This window comes from Methylorubrum populi (assembly GCA_036946625.1).
In the GTDB taxonomy this organism is placed as follows: domain Bacteria; phylum Pseudomonadota; class Alphaproteobacteria; order Rhizobiales; family Beijerinckiaceae; genus Methylobacterium; species Methylobacterium populi_C.
In genome coordinates this window covers 1,375,559-1,391,956 of record JAQIIU010000002.1, presented here as the reverse complement: position 1 = coordinate 1,391,956, position 16,398 = coordinate 1,375,559, and the positions used below count along the sequence as shown (strand labels likewise).

The following is a 16,398-nucleotide window of genomic DNA, read 5'->3' as shown; positions in this document are numbered from 1 at the left end:
TTGAAGCGATGGCCCTGGTTTCTTGCCAGCCTCAGTCGCCGGCGCCCGCCTCCGCGGGCTTGAGGCTTTCGCTCCGCTCGATGTTTTTCAGGACATCCGTCCTGAAAAGCCCGCTCCGCGCGGCGCTCTTCGCGCCGCGAAGCCACTTGCGCGGCTTCGAGCGATGGCCCTGCGGAAGGGTCATTCCTGGGCCGTGCCCTCGTCGAGACGGTCGAGGAGATCACGCTCATAGGCGATCAGCTCGCGCCCGCGCTTGATCGCACGATGATACTGCTGCGCCGACAACTCGTCCTGGATCGCGAGGATGTAGGGCCCCATGCTCGGCGAGGCCTTCAGGATCTCGGTGGCTTGGCGCACGAACAGATCCTCCGCCTCCGGCGGGTTGTCGGTGAGATAGATGAATTGCAGCGTGACGCAGAGCCGCTTGGCGGCGGTGTCCGCTTCGCTCTCGGTGATGATCTCGCTCTCGCGCAGGAACTTGCACTGGTTCTCGATCACGAAGACCGAGCGTCGGTCGCCGTTGCGGATCAGCGCCCCGTTGATGATCAGCCGCTCCTGGGGCTTGAGTTCGATGCGCAGGGCCATGGTTACCCGTTCCTTGAAGCGACGAAATTCAGCAGAGGCCGCGAGGTTCTCTTAACCATGACGGCAGGGTCTGTCGCTATCCTTGCCCATAAAGGAAGATAGACGGAAAATTCTCCGGTTCGATTAAGGTCTCGGCAAGGCCCGGGGTGGAGGGTTCGAGTGTCGCCAAAAGGGCGGCATCAAGACCCACAAGGATCGCCCCATGTCTTCCGGCATCACGCTTTCGGCCGCCACCCGCCAGAACCTGCTCTCGCTGCAGGACACCGCCGCGCTGACCTCCACGACGCAGAACCGCCTCGCCACCGGCCTCAAGGTCTCCTCCGCCCTCGACAACCCCGTCAACTTCTTCACCGCCCAGGGCCTGTCCAACCGCTCGTCGGATCTCGGCGGCCTGCTCGACGGTATCTCGAACGGCGTGCAGGCGATCCAGGCGGCCAACCAGGGCATCACCTCGATCCAGAAGCTGATCGACTCGGCCAAGTCCACCGCCAACCAGGCGCTGTCGACCCAGATCACCACCACCGGCACCGCCGGCTCCAACTTCGCCGCCAACACGACCACCTCGACCACCGTCAACTTCTACGTCAACGGTGCGACCAAGGCGGCGACGATCGCCTCCAACTCCACGGTCGACGCGGCGGTCACCGCGCTCAACAGTGCGGCCGGCTCGACCATGTTCTCCAAGGACACGACCGGCACGAAGATCGTGCTGAACGCCAGCGCTGCGGTCGAGTTCGCGACGACGGGCGACCAGACGGCGCTGGGCTTTGCCGTCGGCTCGGGCAGCCCCACGGCCAACAAGTACGGCACCGGCAACACGGTGGCCTCGACCAGCGCCAACCTGACGATCTCGGGCGTGGACACCCGTTCCAAGCTGGCGGATCAGTACAACAGCCTGCTGACGCAGATCACGCAGCTCGCCAAGGATTCGAGCTTCAACGGCACCAACCTGATCAGCAACGGCGACGCCTCGAACAAGCTGCATATCAGCTTCAACGAGAAGGACAGCTCGAACCTCGACGTGCAGGGCCAGGATCTGACCGCGGACGGGCTCAACCTGACCTCGATCACCGGCAACTCGGGCAACACGGTGAACGGCCAGGGCAGCTTCCTGCTCGACACCGACATCAAGGGCACCCTGACCAGCCTCAGCTCGGCCTCCGACACCCTGCGCGCGGCGAGTTCGACCTTCGGCTCGAACCTCTCCGTGGTGCAGAACCGGCAGAGCTTCTCGAAGAACCTGATCAACGTGCTCGATACCGGTGCGGCGAACCTGACCAACGCCGACCTCAACCTGGAGGCCGCCAACTCCCAGGCGCTGTCGACGCGCCAGTCGCTCGGCATCTCGGCGCTCTCGCTCGCCAACACCGCCCAGCAGAGCATTCTCCAGCTCCTGCGCTGACGCGCAAGGCAACCGCATCGTCGGAAAACGGCCGGGGCCCGCGCTCCGGCCGTTTTCGCGTTCCGGATCGAGAAATCTCAGGCTCAAAGGGTATCGTTAACGCAACGGCAACCGAGATCGTGGTGAATTAACCCTAATGCCGGGTCGATATCGATCTGAACGGGGTTGTTACCCATGTCTTCCAGCGTCACGCTTTCCGCCGCCACCCGCCAGAACCTGCTCTCGCTGCAGGACACCGCCGCGCTGACGGCCACCACCCAGAACCGCTTGGCAACGGGCCTCAAGGTCTCCTCCGCCCTCGACAACCCCGTCAACTTCTTCACCGCGCAGTCCTTCTCCAGCCGTTCGGGCGACCTCGGTTCGCTGCTCGATTCGATCTCGAACGGCGTGCAGACGATCCAGGCGGCCAACCAGGGCATCACCTCGATCCAGAAGCTGATCGATTCGGCCAAGTCCACCGCCAACCAGGCGCTGTCGACCCAGATCACCACCACCGGCACCGCCGGCTCCAACTTCGCCGCCAACACGACCACCTCGACCACCGTCAACTTCTACGTCAACGGTGCGACCAAGGCGGCGACGATCGCCTCCAACTCCACGATCGACGCGGCGATCACCGCGCTCAACAGTGCGGCCGGCTCGACCATGTTCTCCAAGGACACGACCGGCACGAAGATCGTGCTGAACGCCAGCGCTGCGGTCGAGTTCGCGACGACGGGCGACCAGACGGCGCTGGGCTTTGCCGTCGGCTCGGGCAGCCCCACGGCCAACAAGTACGGCACCGGCAACACGGTGGCCTCGACCAGCGCCAACCTGACGATCTCGGGCGTGGACACCCGTTCCAAGCTGGCGGATCAGTACAACAGCCTGCTGACGCAGATCACGCAGCTCGCCAAGGATTCGAGCTTCAACGGCACCAACCTGATCAGCAGCGGCGACCCCTCGAACAAGCTGCACATCGCCTTCAACGAGCGCGACACCGCCAACATCGACGTGCAGGGCCAGGATCTGACCTCCGCCGGCCTCAACCTCGCCTCGATCACCGGCAACTCGGGCAACACGGTGAACGGTCAGGGCAGCTTCCTGCTCGACACCGACATCAAGAGCACCCTGACCGGCCTCAGCTCGGCCTCGGACACCCTGCGCACGGCGAGTTCGACCTTCGGCTCGAACCTCTCCGTGGTGCAGAACCGGCAGGACTTCACCAAGCGGCTCGTCAACATCCTCGATACCGGCGCGGCGAACCTGACCAACGCCGACCTCAACGAGGAGGCGGCGAACTCCCAGGCGCTGTCGACGCGCCAGTCGCTCGGCATCTCGGCGCTCTCGCTCGCCAACCAGGCGCAGCAGGGCATCCTCCAGCTCCTGCGCTGATCCGGCGGCGCGCCATCCCTCATCGCGGGCGGGTTTCGGGGGCGATCGCGCGAGGCGGTCGCCCCTTCTCGTCGTGTCGGCCCCGAATCCGCCCGCGGCGCATCCCGGCCCCGCGCGGGCCCGTGGCGTGCGCGGCCGCGCGTCCATAAATCAGCCGCGTTGTGCGCCGCCTTATCGGCGCCGACACGCTGTTCAAGAATTCCTCCCGACGCGTCCCGCCCCGGGGTATCCCAGCACGCGATGAATGCCATCCTGATCAAGCTGTTCGCGACCGCGCTGACCCTCTCCCAGGTCACGACGCGGCCCGACGCCGTGCGGACCCGGTTCGATGCCGCCACGGACGGCGGGCAAGTCGTGGCGATCCTGCGCGACGGCTGCGCCCACATGCGCAAATCCTTCGACATCGAGGACATCAACCTCGACGAGCTGATCTCCACCGCCATGGAGGATCCGAGCGCGGTGGCCGGCGACAACGCGCCCAAGATCCTGCACGGGCTCGATCTGAATGAGCTGAACACGAGCTACAAGCAGTTCTGCAAGGGCGAGAGCCCGGCCGATTCCCCCTTCGACGCGGGGGCGGTGATCGCCTTCTACAACAACGCCGTGAGGGACCTGCCCTCGGCCGAAGCCTTGCGCGACATCAAGCTTCCCAGCGCCAGCGTGATCCTGGACGCGGCCGGCAAGCCCTATTCCGAGACCTTCGAGACCCACGGCCGCCGCCTCGTCGTGCCGATCGAGGCGGTGCCCGACCTCGTCCGACAAGCTTTCGTCGCGGCCGAGGACAAGCGCTTCTACAGCCACCACGGCATCGACGAGCGCGGCGTGATCCGCGCCTTCGTCGGCAACCTCGCCTCGCCGGGGCGCCCGGCCGGCGGCTCGACCATCACCCAGCAGGTGGTCAAGAACCTCTCGGTCGGCGACGACGTCACCTACGAGCGCAAGATCCGCGAGATGATCGTCGCCTCGCGCCTGGAGCGCCTCCAGACCAAGCCGCAGATCCTCGGGCTTTACCTCAACGGGATCTATCTCGGCCGCGGCGCCTACGGCATCGAGATGGCCGCGCGCTCCTGGTTCGGCAAGTCGGTGGGTGCGCTCACCCTGCCCGAGGCCGCCCTGCTCGCCGGCCTGCCGAAGGGGCCGAACTACTACAGCCCCGACAAGTATCCCGAGCGGGCGAAGGAGCGGCGCGCCTACGTGCTCAGCCGCATGAAGGAAGAGGGCACGATCACCGAGGCGCAGATGAGCGCGGCGCTCGCCTCCGATCTCGGCATCAGGCCGCCGGACGCGGCGCGCCAGGATTCCGGCTTCTACCTCGTCGATCATCTGGCGCGCGAGGCCCGCACCTTCGCCGGGCTCAACTCGCTCACCGACGCGAGCTACACCGTGCGCGCCACGGTCAATGCCGGCCTGCAGAGCACGCTCGAAGGCGCGCTTCAGGAGGGGCTCTCGACCTACGAGCGCGGCACCGGCCGCGCCCGCTACGAGGGGCCGGAGCTGAATCTTTCCGAAGCGATCAAGCGCATCGAGGCCGCCGCGCCCGCGCCGGAGCCGGCCGCGGAACCGGCGCCCGCGTCCGAGACGAAGAAGGGCGCCGGGAAGGCGGCGGCCAGGACGCCCGCCAAGCCTGCCGTGCCGCCGGCCTGGCAGCGCGCGCTCCTCTCCGCCCGGCCCCAGCTCTACGACGTGCGCTGGCCGCTCGCCGTGGTGCTCCAAGCCGGCAGGAACGGCACGCGGGTCGGCCTGCCGGACGGGCGGGTCGCGAGCCTCGAACCCGGCCCGGCGCGGGGAAAACTCCAGCTCTACGACGCCGTGCGGGTGCGCCTGCGCGAGGGCAAGGGCAGCCCCCGCGCCGACCTGCGCGTGCGCCCCACCGTCCAGGGCGCCGCCATCGTGCTGGAGAACCGCACGGGCAAGATCCTGGCGATGAGCGGGGGCTTCTCCTACCCGCTGAGCCAGCTCAACCGGGTGACGCAGACCGTGCGCCAGCCGGGCTCGACCCTGAAGCCGCTGACCTATCTCGCCGCGCTCAATGCGGGCATGCAGCCCAACACCCTGGTGATGGACGCGCCCGTGACCCTGCCGCCGATCGGCGGGATCGGCGATTCGTGGTCGCCGAAGAACTACGACGGCGGCGGTTCCGGCGCGACGACGATCCGGCGCGGCCTCGAATTCTCGAAGAACCTCGTCACCGCCCGCCTGCTCCAGGGCGGCATCGCGGGCAAGGCGCCCGACAGCCTGCAGCGGGTCTGCGACATCGCGCTGGAGGCCCAGCTCTACGCCGAGTGCGAGCGCTACTACCCCTTCGTGCTCGGCGCCCAGCCGGTGCGGATGATCGACCTGGCGAGCTTCTACGCCGCCATCGCCAACGAGGGGGCGCGCCCGAGCGCCTACGCCCTGGAATCGATCGAGCGCGGCGGCAAGCCGGTCTACAGCCACGCCGACAAGGCGCCGGTGCGGATCGGCTCGGCCGACCGGGTCGCCTTCTACCAGCTCAAGACCATGCTCCAGGGCGTGACCCGGCACGGCACCGCCGCGGCGCTCGCCGGCATCTCGGCTTACGTCGCGGGCAAGACCGGCACGTCGGAGAACGAGAACGACGCGTGGTTCGCCGGGTTCTCGAACGAGATCACGGTGGTGGTCTGGGTCGGCTACGACAATGCCGACGGCGTGCGCCGGACGCTGGGCCGCGGCCAGACCGGCGGGCACGTCTCGGTGCCGATCGCGCGGGCGATCTTCCAGGCGGCCTGGGCCAACGGCGTGCCGCGCACCTCGCTCGCGCCGCCCTCGCCGGAGGCGAAGGGGCTGATCGCCGACCTGCCGATCGAGCCGCGCAGCGGCCAGCGCGTCGCGGGCGGCGGCTTCATCGAGCATTTCCGTCTCAAGGACGGCCGCGTCGCCGACACGCAGTACGCGCTCGTGCCCCGCGACACCCTCTACGCCATGCGCCCCGACGCGGAGGACGGCGACACCGGCAATTCCGAGGACGGGGCGGACGTGGCCGGCGACATCTTCGGCAACCTGCCGGGCGGGCGCCGCGACGGCTACGACCCCCATGCCCGGAGGCGCAGCGCCGACACCGATGCGGATTCGAACGTCGATCCTTGGGGCCTGCGCCGCGACCGGCGCGGGGAACCGCAAGCCTGGCCCGGCCGCGACCGCTACGGGCAGGCCAACCCGACGCCGTTCGGCTCGCCCTTCGACGACGACGACAGGCGCTATCGGCAGCGCCGCCGCGATCCCGACTACCTGTTCGGCGAAGACCCGCGCTACTGACGCGGCCTTCTTCTTCCATGCTCTCTTCGAGGTCCGCTTTGCCCAGGCAGCTTCCGGCCACCCTGCTCGTCGCGCTCGCGCTGGCTGCGCCGGCCCGCGCGCAGGAGGGGGCCAAAGATCTCCCGAAACCGGCGGCCCTGGTCTCCGACCGGGTCAAGGACGTGCCGGCGCTGACGCCCGGGGACGCCGTGAGCCTCAAGCCCGGCACGGTCCTTTTCAGCGACCACCGCGAGGCGGCCTCGACCGATCCGGAAAGCGGGCTGATCGCCTTCGACGCGTGGCGAAAAGCCCGGCCCGCCGAGGCGGCCGCCCTCGGCCCCTGGCCCGGTTATACCGAGCCCGACTACACGCAGACGATCAACGGCGTCGCCAAGCCGCGCCACGAGACCCTGAAGGTCTACGTCGCGGAAGGCCGTTTCGTCGTCGCCAAGCCGCCCTCCGAGATCGACCTCTCGGCCTTCGCGAGCCTCGACTTCCTGGCCAGGATGGACCCGGTGATCCGCCACAAGCGGCTCGACCCGGCGGACGCGACGCCGACCAAGGACCCGGCCGCCGCCTTCGCGAAGCGTCCCGACCGGCCCTGGTGCGGGGCGGGCGGCACCTGCATCGAGTCGCGCTACGACCTGGAAGGCAAGCTGCCGCTGGGCGTCAAGCTCGCCAACAAGCTCGAACTCGGCTCGTCGAAAAAGATCGCCGAGTTCGTCTCCTTCCAGAGCGAATTGCGGGTGCTCCCGCCGGCGGAAGCCGCGGGCCTCGCCGCGCTCACGAAGATCGAGACGCCGGTCGCGGGCGGGCTCGAACAGACGATCTTCTGGGTCAACCAGATCCTGCGCTTCGGCAAGTTCCTGGCGGTGATGCAGCCCGCCCCGAACGATCCGAACCGCACGGTGGTGACGACCTGCATGGCGCTGGCGATCAAGGCGGACGTGCTGGAGCGCAAGCAGGAATATGCCCGGGTGCCGGTGCTCAGGAACCTGCTGCCGGTGCAGGTGCTGATGGGCAATTCCTCCTTCAACACCGGCACTTCGATCAGCGCGGGCGTACCGACCTACGCCCGCAACCGCATCGTCGCCTTCGCCGACGCGCTGGCGAGGAAATGAAGGACGGTGCCGAGCGCCATCCAAACCTCACGAAGCTGTGAGCAACCTTGCCGGTGTCACCGCGAGGCGGCAGACAGAGGTTGGTATACTGGATAATATGTTTCGACTCGTTCCTGAGACCGCGAGTCACCTCATCCGGCGCGCCCCTCCCAGGGCGTGCCGTTTTTTCTTGAAGCCGGCTCATTCTTCCGACGAGCGCCGGAAACCTGCGAGCCGTCGGCGCCCCGGGATGACGACGGAGGGGGGCGGATCGGCATCCTCGAGGCGGCCGGTGTCGACCCGCGTTCGAAGCCCTGCCGATCCCTCCGGGACGGTTGTCCGGTCCGATCCCCCCACATGTCATGGACGAGGCTGCCGCCCGGGGGCTACAACGGTCAAGCTAGGTGAGTCGCGCGCGGTCTCGCCTCAGCGTTCGTTGCAAGCCAAGGGGAAGCCCATGACCACGCAGAACCTCACCGTCACCGCCCGCGAGCGCGACACGCTCCTGGCGGCGTTGCGCTACTATCAGTTCTACCGGATGCAGGGTCACCCGTTCGACCCGCGCAAGGACGACCTGATCGACATCATCGCCGCCGGTAGCGGCGAGGCCCTCGACGTGACCGAGATCGACGATCTCTGCGCGGGCCTGCACGGCAACCCTCACGCCCTGGCGGCGGTCACGGCCTGAAGCGCGTCCGCGCCGCCCACCGGGATCGCACCCGATTCAGGCCAGGAGGACGTTGAGCAGAACGGCCGCGCCGAGGCCGAGCAGGAACGCCGCGGCGAGCAGAGGTGTGTCCGCGGCGGTCATCGGGAGGCTTCGCCCGTCGAGACGCCGACCAGAAGCGGCCGACGGGCCACCACGATCCACCCCGGAACCGGCGTCCCGTCATCGATCCGGGCGCTCACCGGAACCGTGCCGCCGACCTGCGGCAGGCGCTGGGTGAAGGTCTTGGCCGAGCCCGTCGGGCTCGGCACCGCCTCGACGAGCGACGGGGCGAGAAGGGCGTAGGCCGCCATCACCGTCCCGGCCGCCGCGATCTTGATCAGGTCCCGCATGTCGTCCGCCCCATTGATCGGAGCCCTGCCGGCTCTCGTGTGGGGCCGTTCTAGGGATGTCGGGTTGCCGGCGGATTGCCTCGTACGGTTACCGGATTGCGTCGGCGCACCGCCGACGAAACATCCGGAAACGAGACCCCCTCCATGCATCCGCTTGCGAGGCTAGCGCGCCGCCCGTCGGGCCGATGAGCGAAATCGCACGTCGCATCGCCGTCCGGCGGCGATCCCCTCGGGAGGGGATCATGGTTGGGCGATCGGGCCGAGAAAGCCGCTTCCCCCACGATGAAGTCCGCCGACAAACTCGGCGCCTCTCCGTAGCCCGGCGGCACCCTGTCTTTAACTTCTCTGGCCGAAAGCTTGGGAATGCGCCGGGCGTACGCGTGCGGGAGCATGGGAGCCGAACGCGGCGCGAACGGCGGGTCGCCCCGACGATCATCAAAAAATAACTCATGTTGTTCAATCTGCCGCGGCGCAACGGCAGCGGCCTTCGCCCCTCGGATTCTGTTCGGTGCGCCGAGCGAGAGACCCTGAGTGCCATGGAGTCGGCCAGGACGAGGGCGATGAGCGAGACCGCGACGGACCTCGATCGGCTTCTGCGGTTCAGCCCGTCCGTGGCGGAGCACTACGAGCGCGAGTACGGCTGGCAGCGGGCGGCCGACCTGCGCCGCAATGCCTTCGCCGGGCTGATCGTCTACAATATCTACAACTTCACCAGCATCGTCCTGACGCCGGACGTTCTCGATCTGGCGTTCCTCACCCGCACGGTGCTCTTCACCCCCCTTGCGCTTCTGCTGATCTGGCTGATCGATCGGGTCGCGGCGGTGCAACGCGAGCGGCTGGCGCTCGCCGCAATGATCGGCGGGTTCCTGCCGCCGGCCGTCCTGTTCTGGCTCACGGAGGCACCGTTCGGCACCTATTGTTTCTCGGAACTGGCGCTCGCCGTCATCTTCGGGAACATCGTCCTCGCCCTGCGCTTCGTGGATGCCATCGTCCTGACCGGCGTGGCCTTCGTCTTCGCGGCTCTCGCGGTCGTCACCAAACCGGGGCTCGCCGGGGGGCTGAGCGGTGCGCTGTTGATCCAGCTCGCGACGGCGTGCGGGTTCAGTCTCTACGCCAACCACCAGATGGAGGCGCGTCGTTGCCGCGACTACATCACGGGGCTTCGCGCCCGCCTGTTGCGCGAAGTGGCCGAGCAGGCGCGTCAGCGTTTCCAGGATCTCTCCCGCACCGATGCGCTGACCGGCCTGCCGAACCGGCGCGCCCTCGATCTCTGCCTCGACCAATGGCTGTCGAGTGACGGCTCCGTCGCGGTGCTGATGATCGACATCGACCATTTCAAGCGGTTCAACGACACCCTCGGCCATCTGGCCGGCGACGACTGCCTGCGCCGCGTGGCCGATGCCCTGGCGACGCTGGGCTTCGCGCGTACCGACCTGATCTGCGCGCGCTACGGCGGAGAGGAGTTCGCCCTGGTCCTGAACGGGGGCGGGCAAGGGGAGGCGACGCGTCTCGCCGACGACCTCGTCAAAGCCGTCGCCTCGCTCGGCATTCCCCATCCGGGTCGCCGCGACGGCCTGGACGTCGTGACGGTCAGCGTCGGCGTCGCTGCGTGTCGCGTGGACCCGCAGGCCGATCGCACCGCGAACCGCAAGGCCGCGCTTCTGGCGGCGGCCGACCGGGCGCTCTACGAGGCGAAGCGGCGCGGCCGCAACCGCGCCTTCGTCGGCGGGCCGGAAGCGATCGGCCTCGCGCTGGCGGGGTAGGGTGGAGGCCGCCTATCCGCCGAAAACCGAGGTCAGCACCTCGCCGCCGCGGTTGATCGCGACCTCCCACAGGCCGGGATTGCGCTGGGTCACCCGCTCCAGATCCTTGGTCGTGGCGATCGGCATGCCGTTGACCGCGACGATCACGTCCCCTTTCCGGAATCCGGCCCGGCCCGCGAGGGAGCCGTCCTCGACGGCGGTCACCGCCACGCCGTCCTCCGGCAGGTCGGCCTGGAGCTCCTCGCTCACCGCGGGGGAGGTGTTGACGAAGGTCGCGCCGGCGAACGGCGTGCGGGAGCGGACCTTGAGCAGGTCGCGCGGGCGTGTTTCCGGCGCCGGCCCGAGCTTGACCTGGATCGTCTGCCGCTTGGTGCCGCGCAGGATGCCGAGATTGGCGGTGCCGGAGATGCCCTTGAGGGCGTAGCGGTAGCCGAAGGCCTCCGGGTCGTCGACGGTCTGACCGTCGACCGAGAGGATCACGTCGCCGCGCTTGAGCCCGGATTCTTCCGCCGGGCTCTTGGCCTGCATGCTCGCCACCAGCACGCCGGTCGGCCGGTCGAGCCCGACGCTCTCGGCGATGTCCGGCGTCACGCTCTGCACCCGCGCCCCGAGCCAGGGCCGGCGCACGAGGCTGCCGCCGTTCTTGGCGGTCTCGACCACGGCGCGGACCATGCTGGCGGGGATGGCGAAGCCGATGCCGTGGCTGCCGCCGGACTGCGAGTAGATCGCGGTGTTGATGCCGACGAGGTGTCCCTTGAGATCCACCAGGGCGCCGCCGGAATTGCCCGGATTGATCGCCGCGTCGGTCTGGATGAAGAACTGGTAGTCCGACGAGCCGACCTGGGTGCGGGCGAGCGCCGAGACGATGCCCTGCGTCACCGTCTGCCCGACGCCGAACGGGTTGCCGATCGCCATCACGAAATCGCCGACCTCCAGATGGTCGGAATCGCCGATCGGCATCGGCGCGATGTCGGCCGGGCTCTTGATCTTGAGCACGGCGAGGTCGGTGCGGGGGTCGCGCAGGACGAACTGCGCCTCGAACTCGCGCTTGTCGGCGAGCGCCACCTTCACCTCGTTCATGTTCTCGATGACGTGGTTGTTGGTGATGACGAGGCCCGAGGCGTCGACGATCACGCCCGAGCCCAGGGAGCGCTGGGCCCGCTCGCCCGGCATGCCGCCGGGGCCGCGGCCCGGACGGTCCTCGCCGAAGAAGCGGCGCATGAACTCCTCCATGGCGTTGGAGCGGGCGGAGCGCTTCTCGACATGGGAGGCGTAGACGTTGACGACGGAGGGCGCGGCCCGCTTCACCACCGGGGCGAAGGAGAGCTGGATCTCGCCCTTCGACAGCGGCACCACCTTGTCCGGCGAGGCTTTGTCCGAGGCCGGCTTCTCGGGCGTGTTCGCCATCTGCGCGCCCGCGGGCGCGGCGGCGAGCAGCAGCGCCGACACGAGGCCGGCCGAAAGGAGCGGCGAGGGGGGCATCGAGGAGTCTCCCGGAGGATCGCTGGAGCGGAGTCCGGGGCTATGTAGCCCTCGCGGGAGCGGGGGGCGAGAGGGCCGGCCGTGTCCGGCACCCGTGCCCGGGTCACGGTGGCGAGCTGGACCGAAAAAAGGGCGGCCGCCCGTACAAAGGCGACCGCCCCGATCCTGTCTCCACGGTGCCGCGCGGGCTCAGTGCCAGCGGGCGGTGTCGTGTAGGCGGTTGGCGCTGCGCACGATCTCGCTGAAGCAGGTCAGCGAGGCGTCGGCGGCGCGCTGCATCTCCGTGACCTGAAGGCGGATCGCCTCGGCCGGGGACTTGGCCCGCGTCAGCGCCTGGAGATGGGCGAGCGCCGCCTCGCCCTCGCCGCGGGCGAAGGCGAACAGCCTTGCGTTGATCTCGGTCAGCGGCGCGAGCGTGGGGACGAAGACGAAGCTCGCACCGATGCGGAGGCTGCGCGGGGCCTTGTCGGCGGCTTCGGCCCCGGCGGGTTCGGCGACGGCCGGCACCGTGGCGACCGGAGGAGCGGGTTCCGGCCACACGGCTTCGGGCTCGTCCGGCTGCGGGGCAGCCTCCTGAACGGTCTCCCGAATGTCCTCTTGCATGTCCTCTTGCATGTTCTCCTGGGCCGGCGCGGCTTCGCGCTCCGCCGCAGTGGCCGTCTCGGCGACCGGTTCGGCCGGCTGCTCCGCCGCCTCGGTCCCGGCGACGGGCTCCCGCGTCGCGTCGGCGTCCGCTTCGAGAGGGGTGCCCTCGGCCACCGAGAGCGCGACCGCCGATGTTTCCGTGACGGCCGTTTCGGCGATGTCGGGGGCAGCCACGGCCGGCGATTCCGTCCTGGCGGCCGGCCCCGGTGCACGTCCCCTGCGGCGGCTCGACGACATGGATCTTCTCCTCGTTCGTGATCCTCCCTCAAGGCCGCTCCGGGCCGGGCCCGGAGCGCTTCGGGAGAGCATGGCGTCGGAGCACGGCGCGTGTCGCCCCCGGCAGGCCGGGATCGGTCACGCCGCACTCCCGCGCTCGGACCGGCGGCAGCGATGCCGCGGCCCGAGGCCGGACCGGATCAGCGGGCGGCGTTCTGAGCGAGGGCGCCGTACTCCTTGGCCTGGGCCTGGAGGGTGGCGAACTGGGTCTTCACGAACTCGGACTGGATCTCGAAGGCCTCGCGGACGTCCTTCGCGCGCACCACGCGCTGGGCGTAGTCGAAGGTGGTGTCGGCGTTGGTCTTGGCGTGGTCGAGGCTCTTGAGCACGGCGGCATGCAGGGTCGACTGGACGGTCGAGGCCGAGTTGCGGAACTGCTCGGAGGTCTTCACCGCGCCGTTCAGGAACGTGCCGAAGGCGTTGCGGGCCTGGTCGACGCTCTTGTCGGCGAAATCACGGAACTCGGTGGGGATCTCGAAGCTCGGGGTGCTCATCGTGCTCTCCTGTCAAGTCGGACCGGGAGAATTCGGTGCCGCGGACGCTTGCGTCGCGCCCCTGCGGCTGACCGGCCCGCACCTCATATGTTGCAGTGCAACATGAAAGTCAAGGACAGTTCCGTGAGGCCCTCGCTCAGGGCCGGACTCTGTTATTTTTAATTTATGCTTTTGTTATCAATCCAGTTTCCCGGGTGGGCCCGGGATCGCCGCGTGGCCGGTTTCGGCACTATAATAACCGAAAGGGCCTCTTGCCAAGGGCGGCGGACGTCCTAGGGTGCCGCTGCGGATGCGGCCGTGGCCCGGCTCATACCGCACTGCCGCATACTGTATTCGTCCCCGAGTCTCCGGTAGAGCGCGAGCAGAGACCCGGCATGGGCCGCCAGGGTGAGCGGCGCCTGCCAGTATGTTTCATAGGCTTCCCGGCCGAGGCGTGCGGTCACGGCGTCGTCCCTGAGCGCACGGAAGGCACCCGCCAGCGCTTCCGGCTCCGGCTCGACGACGAATCCGGTCCGGCCGTCCCTGACCTTCTCGGCGGCGCCGGAGCGGCGCGAGGCCACCACGGGCAGGCCCTGCGCCAGCGCCTCGTAGACCGTGAGCGGCCCGGTCTCGTACCAGCGGGAGGGCGCGCAGACCGCCCGCGCCCGGTCCCGCAGGATGGTCTCGACCTCCGCCGGGCTCCGCCAGCCGATCACCTCCGCCCCCTCCGCCCGCAGGCGCGCCTCCAGCGGACCGGCGCCGACGAACAGGGCGGGCAGTCCGGCCCGGCGGGCGGCCTCGGCCACGAGGTCGGCGCCCTTCTCCCCGGTGAGGCGTCCGACATAGACCACCGCGTCGCCCGAGGCCGGCTCGGCCGGCACCCGCTTCTCGACCCGCACGGGATTGTCGATGCGGTGGTGGCGCGGGCGCATTCCGGCGAGCATCCCCTCCATCCGGGCGCGGCTGGCGTCGCAGACATGGACGACGTCGAGGCGCGCGCGGCCCGCCGCCGCCCGCATCGCCGCCGCCCGCCCGACCCGCACCAGCTTGTGCAGCCGGCACTTCGGATCGCAGGCCGCCGCGAGACAGGCGCCGGACATGGGCCTCAGCGTGCAGGGCTCGGCCCGGTCGAAGCGGTAGTAGACGCCGTTCGGGCAGGCGAGGGCGTAGTCGTGCAGCGTCAGCACCAGCGGCACGCCGCGCGACAGAAGCACCGGCAGCACGGCGGGCGAGAGGGCGCGGGTCCACTGGTGCAGGTGGAGGCAATCGGGCCGCGTCGGCAGGGCGTCGAGCGTCCGCCCGAGGCGGGCGGCGGCCTCGCCGTTCCAGATCCCGCTCGCCGCCCCGCGCCACGCCGTCAGCGACCACACGTCCGGCAGGTCGAGGGGGACGCGGGTGACGCGCGGATGGGCGAGCAGCGGATCGACGGGGCCGGCCACGGCCTGGACGTAGGTGACGGCGGCGCCGGCCTCGGCCAGCCCGCGAGCGGATTCCACCGCGACCTTCTCGGCGCCCCCGCTCGCGGCGGCGAACTCGGCGAGGATCACGACGTGCATGGCGGCGCCTCGCCCGGGAGCAGGAGGAGAGGCCGCGACCGCGGCCGACTTCTGCTCCCGAGGTTTACGGGCGATCAACTGCCGGCCGGTAAACAGGCACGGAGCCCGTTGCCAGGAAGAACCGGGAGCCGCCGTGCACGTCGTCCTCGTTCTCGACCACGCCCACGTCAACGGCGGCCAAGCCAAGGTCGCCCTCGATTCGGCGGTCGGCCTGCGGCGGCGCGGCCATCGGGTGACGGTGTTCGCCGCGGTCGGTCCCGTCGATCCGCGGCTCGCCGAGAGCGGGGCGCGGGTGATCTGCCTGGGTCAGGACGACATCGCCTCGACCGCGAACAAGCTCGCCTTCGCGGTGCAGGCGGTCTGGAACGCGCCCGCCGCCGCCCGCCTCGCCGCCGAATTGCGTCTGTGCGATCCGCGCGACACGCTGGTCCATGTCCACGCCTTCGCCAAGGCGCTCTCGCCGTCCGTCGGCACGGCGATCCGGCGCTCGGGCCTGCCGTGCCTCTACACGATGCACGAGTTCTTCCTCGTCTGCCCCAACGGCGGTTTCTACGACTACCCGGCCGACCGGATCTGCCATCGCAGGCCGATGTCGACGGCCTGCCTGACCACGAACTGCGACGCCCGCTCCTATCCGCGCAAGCTCGTGCGGGTGGTCCGCCATCTCGGAATGGAGCACGTCGCCGGCCTGCCGGGCCTGTTCCGCCACGTCGTCACGATCAGCGCGTTGCAGGAGCGGGTGATCGCCCCGCTGCTGCCCGCCCGCACGGTGTTCCACCGGATCGACAATCCCGTCTCGGTCGAGCGCCGCCCCCTGGAGCGGGACGGCCGGGGCGATGTCCTGTTCGTCGGCCGCATCTCGACCGAGAAGGGGGCGCCGATCTTCGCCGAGGCCGCGCGGCGGGCGGGCGTCCGCCCGGTCTTCGTCGGCGACGGGCCGGGCGCCGCGGAGCTTCGGGCGGCCTACCCCGAGGCGGCGATGCTCGGCTGGAAGGACGGCCGCGCGGTCCAGGCGCTGATGCGGCGGGCGCGGGCACTGGTGTTCCCGAGCCTCTGGTACGAGGGCCAGCCGCTCACGGTCTACGAGGCGCTCGCCTGCGGCTGCCCGGTGATCGTCTCGGATGCCTGCGCCGGTCGCGAGGCGATCGAGGACGGCGAGAACGGGTTCTGGTTCCGCTCGGGCGATGCGGGCGCGCTCGCCGCCCACCTCGCCCGCCTGTCGGACGACGCGCTTGCCGCCCGCATGGCCGAGCGCGCCTACGAGCGCTACTGGTCGGCCCCCTTGAGCGTCGACGCGCATCTCGACCGTCTGGAGCAGGTCTACGGCTTGGTGATGCGCGAGGCGCGGTCGGTCCCGCGGCCGGCGGGCCGGTCGGCCTTGCGCGGCACTGCGCCGGCCGGACCGTAGCCTTTCACGAAACAGGAAGGCCC

The 16,398-nt window shown here is 69.7% G+C and carries 13 protein-coding genes; 7 read left to right on the top strand and 6 right to left on the bottom strand.

Annotated features, from left to right (window positions below):
• Window positions 1–180 precede the first annotated feature (180 nt).
• Complete coding sequence (locus PGN25_08535) at window positions 181–585, bottom strand: flagellar biosynthesis repressor FlbT (GenBank protein MEH3117634.1); 405 nt, start codon at window positions 583–585, stop codon at window positions 181–183.
• A 202-nt stretch (window positions 586–787) separates the two neighbouring features.
• On the opposite strand from PGN25_08535, the gene PGN25_08530 reads away from it, so the two are divergent.
• From PGN25_08530 to PGN25_08510, 5 genes are all read left to right on the top strand, one after another.
• A complete protein-coding gene (locus PGN25_08530) occupies window positions 788–1,987 on the top strand; it encodes a flagellin (protein ID MEH3117633.1) in 1,200 nt (399 codons plus the stop codon).
• A 174-nt stretch (window positions 1,988–2,161) separates the two neighbouring features.
• The gene (locus PGN25_08525; GenBank protein ID MEH3117632.1) at window positions 2,162–3,361 is read left to right on the top strand and encodes a flagellin; all 1,200 of its coding nucleotides are present in this window, start codon (window positions 2,162–2,164) and stop codon (window positions 3,359–3,361) included.
• Between the two features lie 240 nt (window positions 3,362–3,601).
• Complete coding sequence (locus PGN25_08520; protein ID MEH3117631.1) at window positions 3,602–6,634, top strand: transglycosylase domain-containing protein; 3,033 nt, start codon at window positions 3,602–3,604, stop codon at window positions 6,632–6,634.
• 38 nt (window positions 6,635–6,672) lie between these two features.
• Window positions 6,673–7,734 (top strand): hypothetical protein, encoded by a 1,062-nt coding sequence (locus PGN25_08515; protein MEH3117630.1) that lies wholly within the window; start codon window positions 6,673–6,675, stop codon window positions 7,732–7,734.
• A 436-nt stretch (window positions 7,735–8,170) separates the two neighbouring features.
• Window positions 8,171–8,401, top strand: coding sequence for a hypothetical protein (locus PGN25_08510; protein MEH3117629.1), 231 nt, complete (start codon window positions 8,171–8,173; stop codon window positions 8,399–8,401).
• Window positions 8,402–8,520: 119 nt separating this feature from the next.
• Here the strand turns inward: PGN25_08510 and PGN25_08505 are convergent, their stop codons facing one another.
• Window positions 8,521–8,772 (bottom strand): hypothetical protein, encoded by a 252-nt coding sequence (locus tag PGN25_08505; GenBank protein MEH3117628.1) that lies wholly within the window; start codon window positions 8,770–8,772, stop codon window positions 8,521–8,523.
• Window positions 8,773–9,332: 560 nt separating this feature from the next.
• On the opposite strand from PGN25_08505, the gene PGN25_08500 reads away from it, so the two are divergent.
• On the top strand, window positions 9,333–10,535 hold the full coding sequence (locus tag PGN25_08500; protein MEH3117627.1) for a GGDEF domain-containing protein: 1,203 nt from the start codon (window positions 9,333–9,335) through the stop codon (window positions 10,533–10,535).
• Between the two features lie 12 nt (window positions 10,536–10,547).
• On the opposite strand, the gene PGN25_08495 is transcribed toward PGN25_08500, so the two are convergent.
• The 4 genes from PGN25_08495 to PGN25_08480 all read right to left on the bottom strand — a co-directional run bounded on the left by PGN25_08495 (window position 10,548) and on the right by PGN25_08480 (window position 14,967).
• Complete coding sequence (locus tag PGN25_08495) at window positions 10,548–12,017, bottom strand: DegQ family serine endoprotease (protein MEH3117626.1); 1,470 nt, start codon at window positions 12,015–12,017, stop codon at window positions 10,548–10,550.
• Between the two features lie 189 nt (window positions 12,018–12,206).
• Entirely contained in the window at window positions 12,207–12,836 is a 630-nt protein-coding gene (locus PGN25_08490) for a phasin family protein (GenBank protein MEH3117625.1), read from the bottom strand.
• Window positions 12,837–13,078: 242 nt separating this feature from the next.
• Window positions 13,079–13,432 carry a phasin gene (locus tag PGN25_08485; GenBank protein ID MEH3117624.1) on the bottom strand — a complete coding sequence of 118 codons (354 nt, stop codon included), beginning with the start codon at window positions 13,430–13,432 and terminating at the stop codon, window positions 13,079–13,081.
• A gap of 272 nt (window positions 13,433–13,704) precedes the next feature.
• Window positions 13,705–14,967, bottom strand: a complete 1,263-nt coding sequence (locus PGN25_08480) for a glycosyltransferase (GenBank protein ID MEH3117623.1) — start codon at window positions 14,965–14,967, stop codon at window positions 13,705–13,707.
• A gap of 133 nt (window positions 14,968–15,100) precedes the next feature.
• On the opposite strand from PGN25_08480, the gene PGN25_08475 reads away from it, so the two are divergent.
• Window positions 15,101–16,375: a glycosyltransferase family 4 protein gene (locus PGN25_08475; GenBank protein ID MEH3117622.1), complete on the top strand. Its 1,275-nt coding sequence runs from the start codon at window positions 15,101–15,103 to the stop codon at window positions 16,373–16,375.
• The last annotated feature ends 23 nt before the right edge of the window (window positions 16,376–16,398 follow it).

Bases quoted from the DNA above. Each gene is read 5' to 3' on its own strand.
- PGN25_08480 (MEH3117623.1), bottom strand. From the start codon at position 14,967: ATGCACGTCGTGATCCTCGCCGAGTTCGCCGCCGCGAGCGGGGGCGCC.
- PGN25_08535 (MEH3117634.1), bottom strand. From the start codon at position 585: ATGGCCCTGCGCATCGAACTCAAGCCCCAGGAGCGGCTGATCATCAAC.
- PGN25_08500 (MEH3117627.1), top strand. From the start codon at position 9,333: ATGAGCGAGACCGCGACGGACCTCGATCGGCTTCTGCGGTTCAGCCCG.
- PGN25_08520 (MEH3117631.1), top strand. From the start codon at position 3,602: ATGAATGCCATCCTGATCAAGCTGTTCGCGACCGCGCTGACCCTCTCC.
- PGN25_08505 (MEH3117628.1), bottom strand. From the start codon at position 8,772: ATGCGGGACCTGATCAAGATCGCGGCGGCCGGGACGGTGATGGCGGCC.
- PGN25_08530 (MEH3117633.1), top strand. From the start codon at position 788: ATGTCTTCCGGCATCACGCTTTCGGCCGCCACCCGCCAGAACCTGCTC.
- PGN25_08485 (MEH3117624.1), bottom strand. From the start codon at position 13,432: ATGAGCACCCCGAGCTTCGAGATCCCCACCGAGTTCCGTGATTTCGCC.
- PGN25_08495 (MEH3117626.1), bottom strand. From the start codon at position 12,017: ATGCCCCCCTCGCCGCTCCTTTCGGCCGGCCTCGTGTCGGCGCTGCTG.
- PGN25_08525 (MEH3117632.1), top strand. From the start codon at position 2,162: ATGTCTTCCAGCGTCACGCTTTCCGCCGCCACCCGCCAGAACCTGCTC.
- PGN25_08510 (MEH3117629.1), top strand. From the start codon at position 8,171: ATGACCACGCAGAACCTCACCGTCACCGCCCGCGAGCGCGACACGCTC.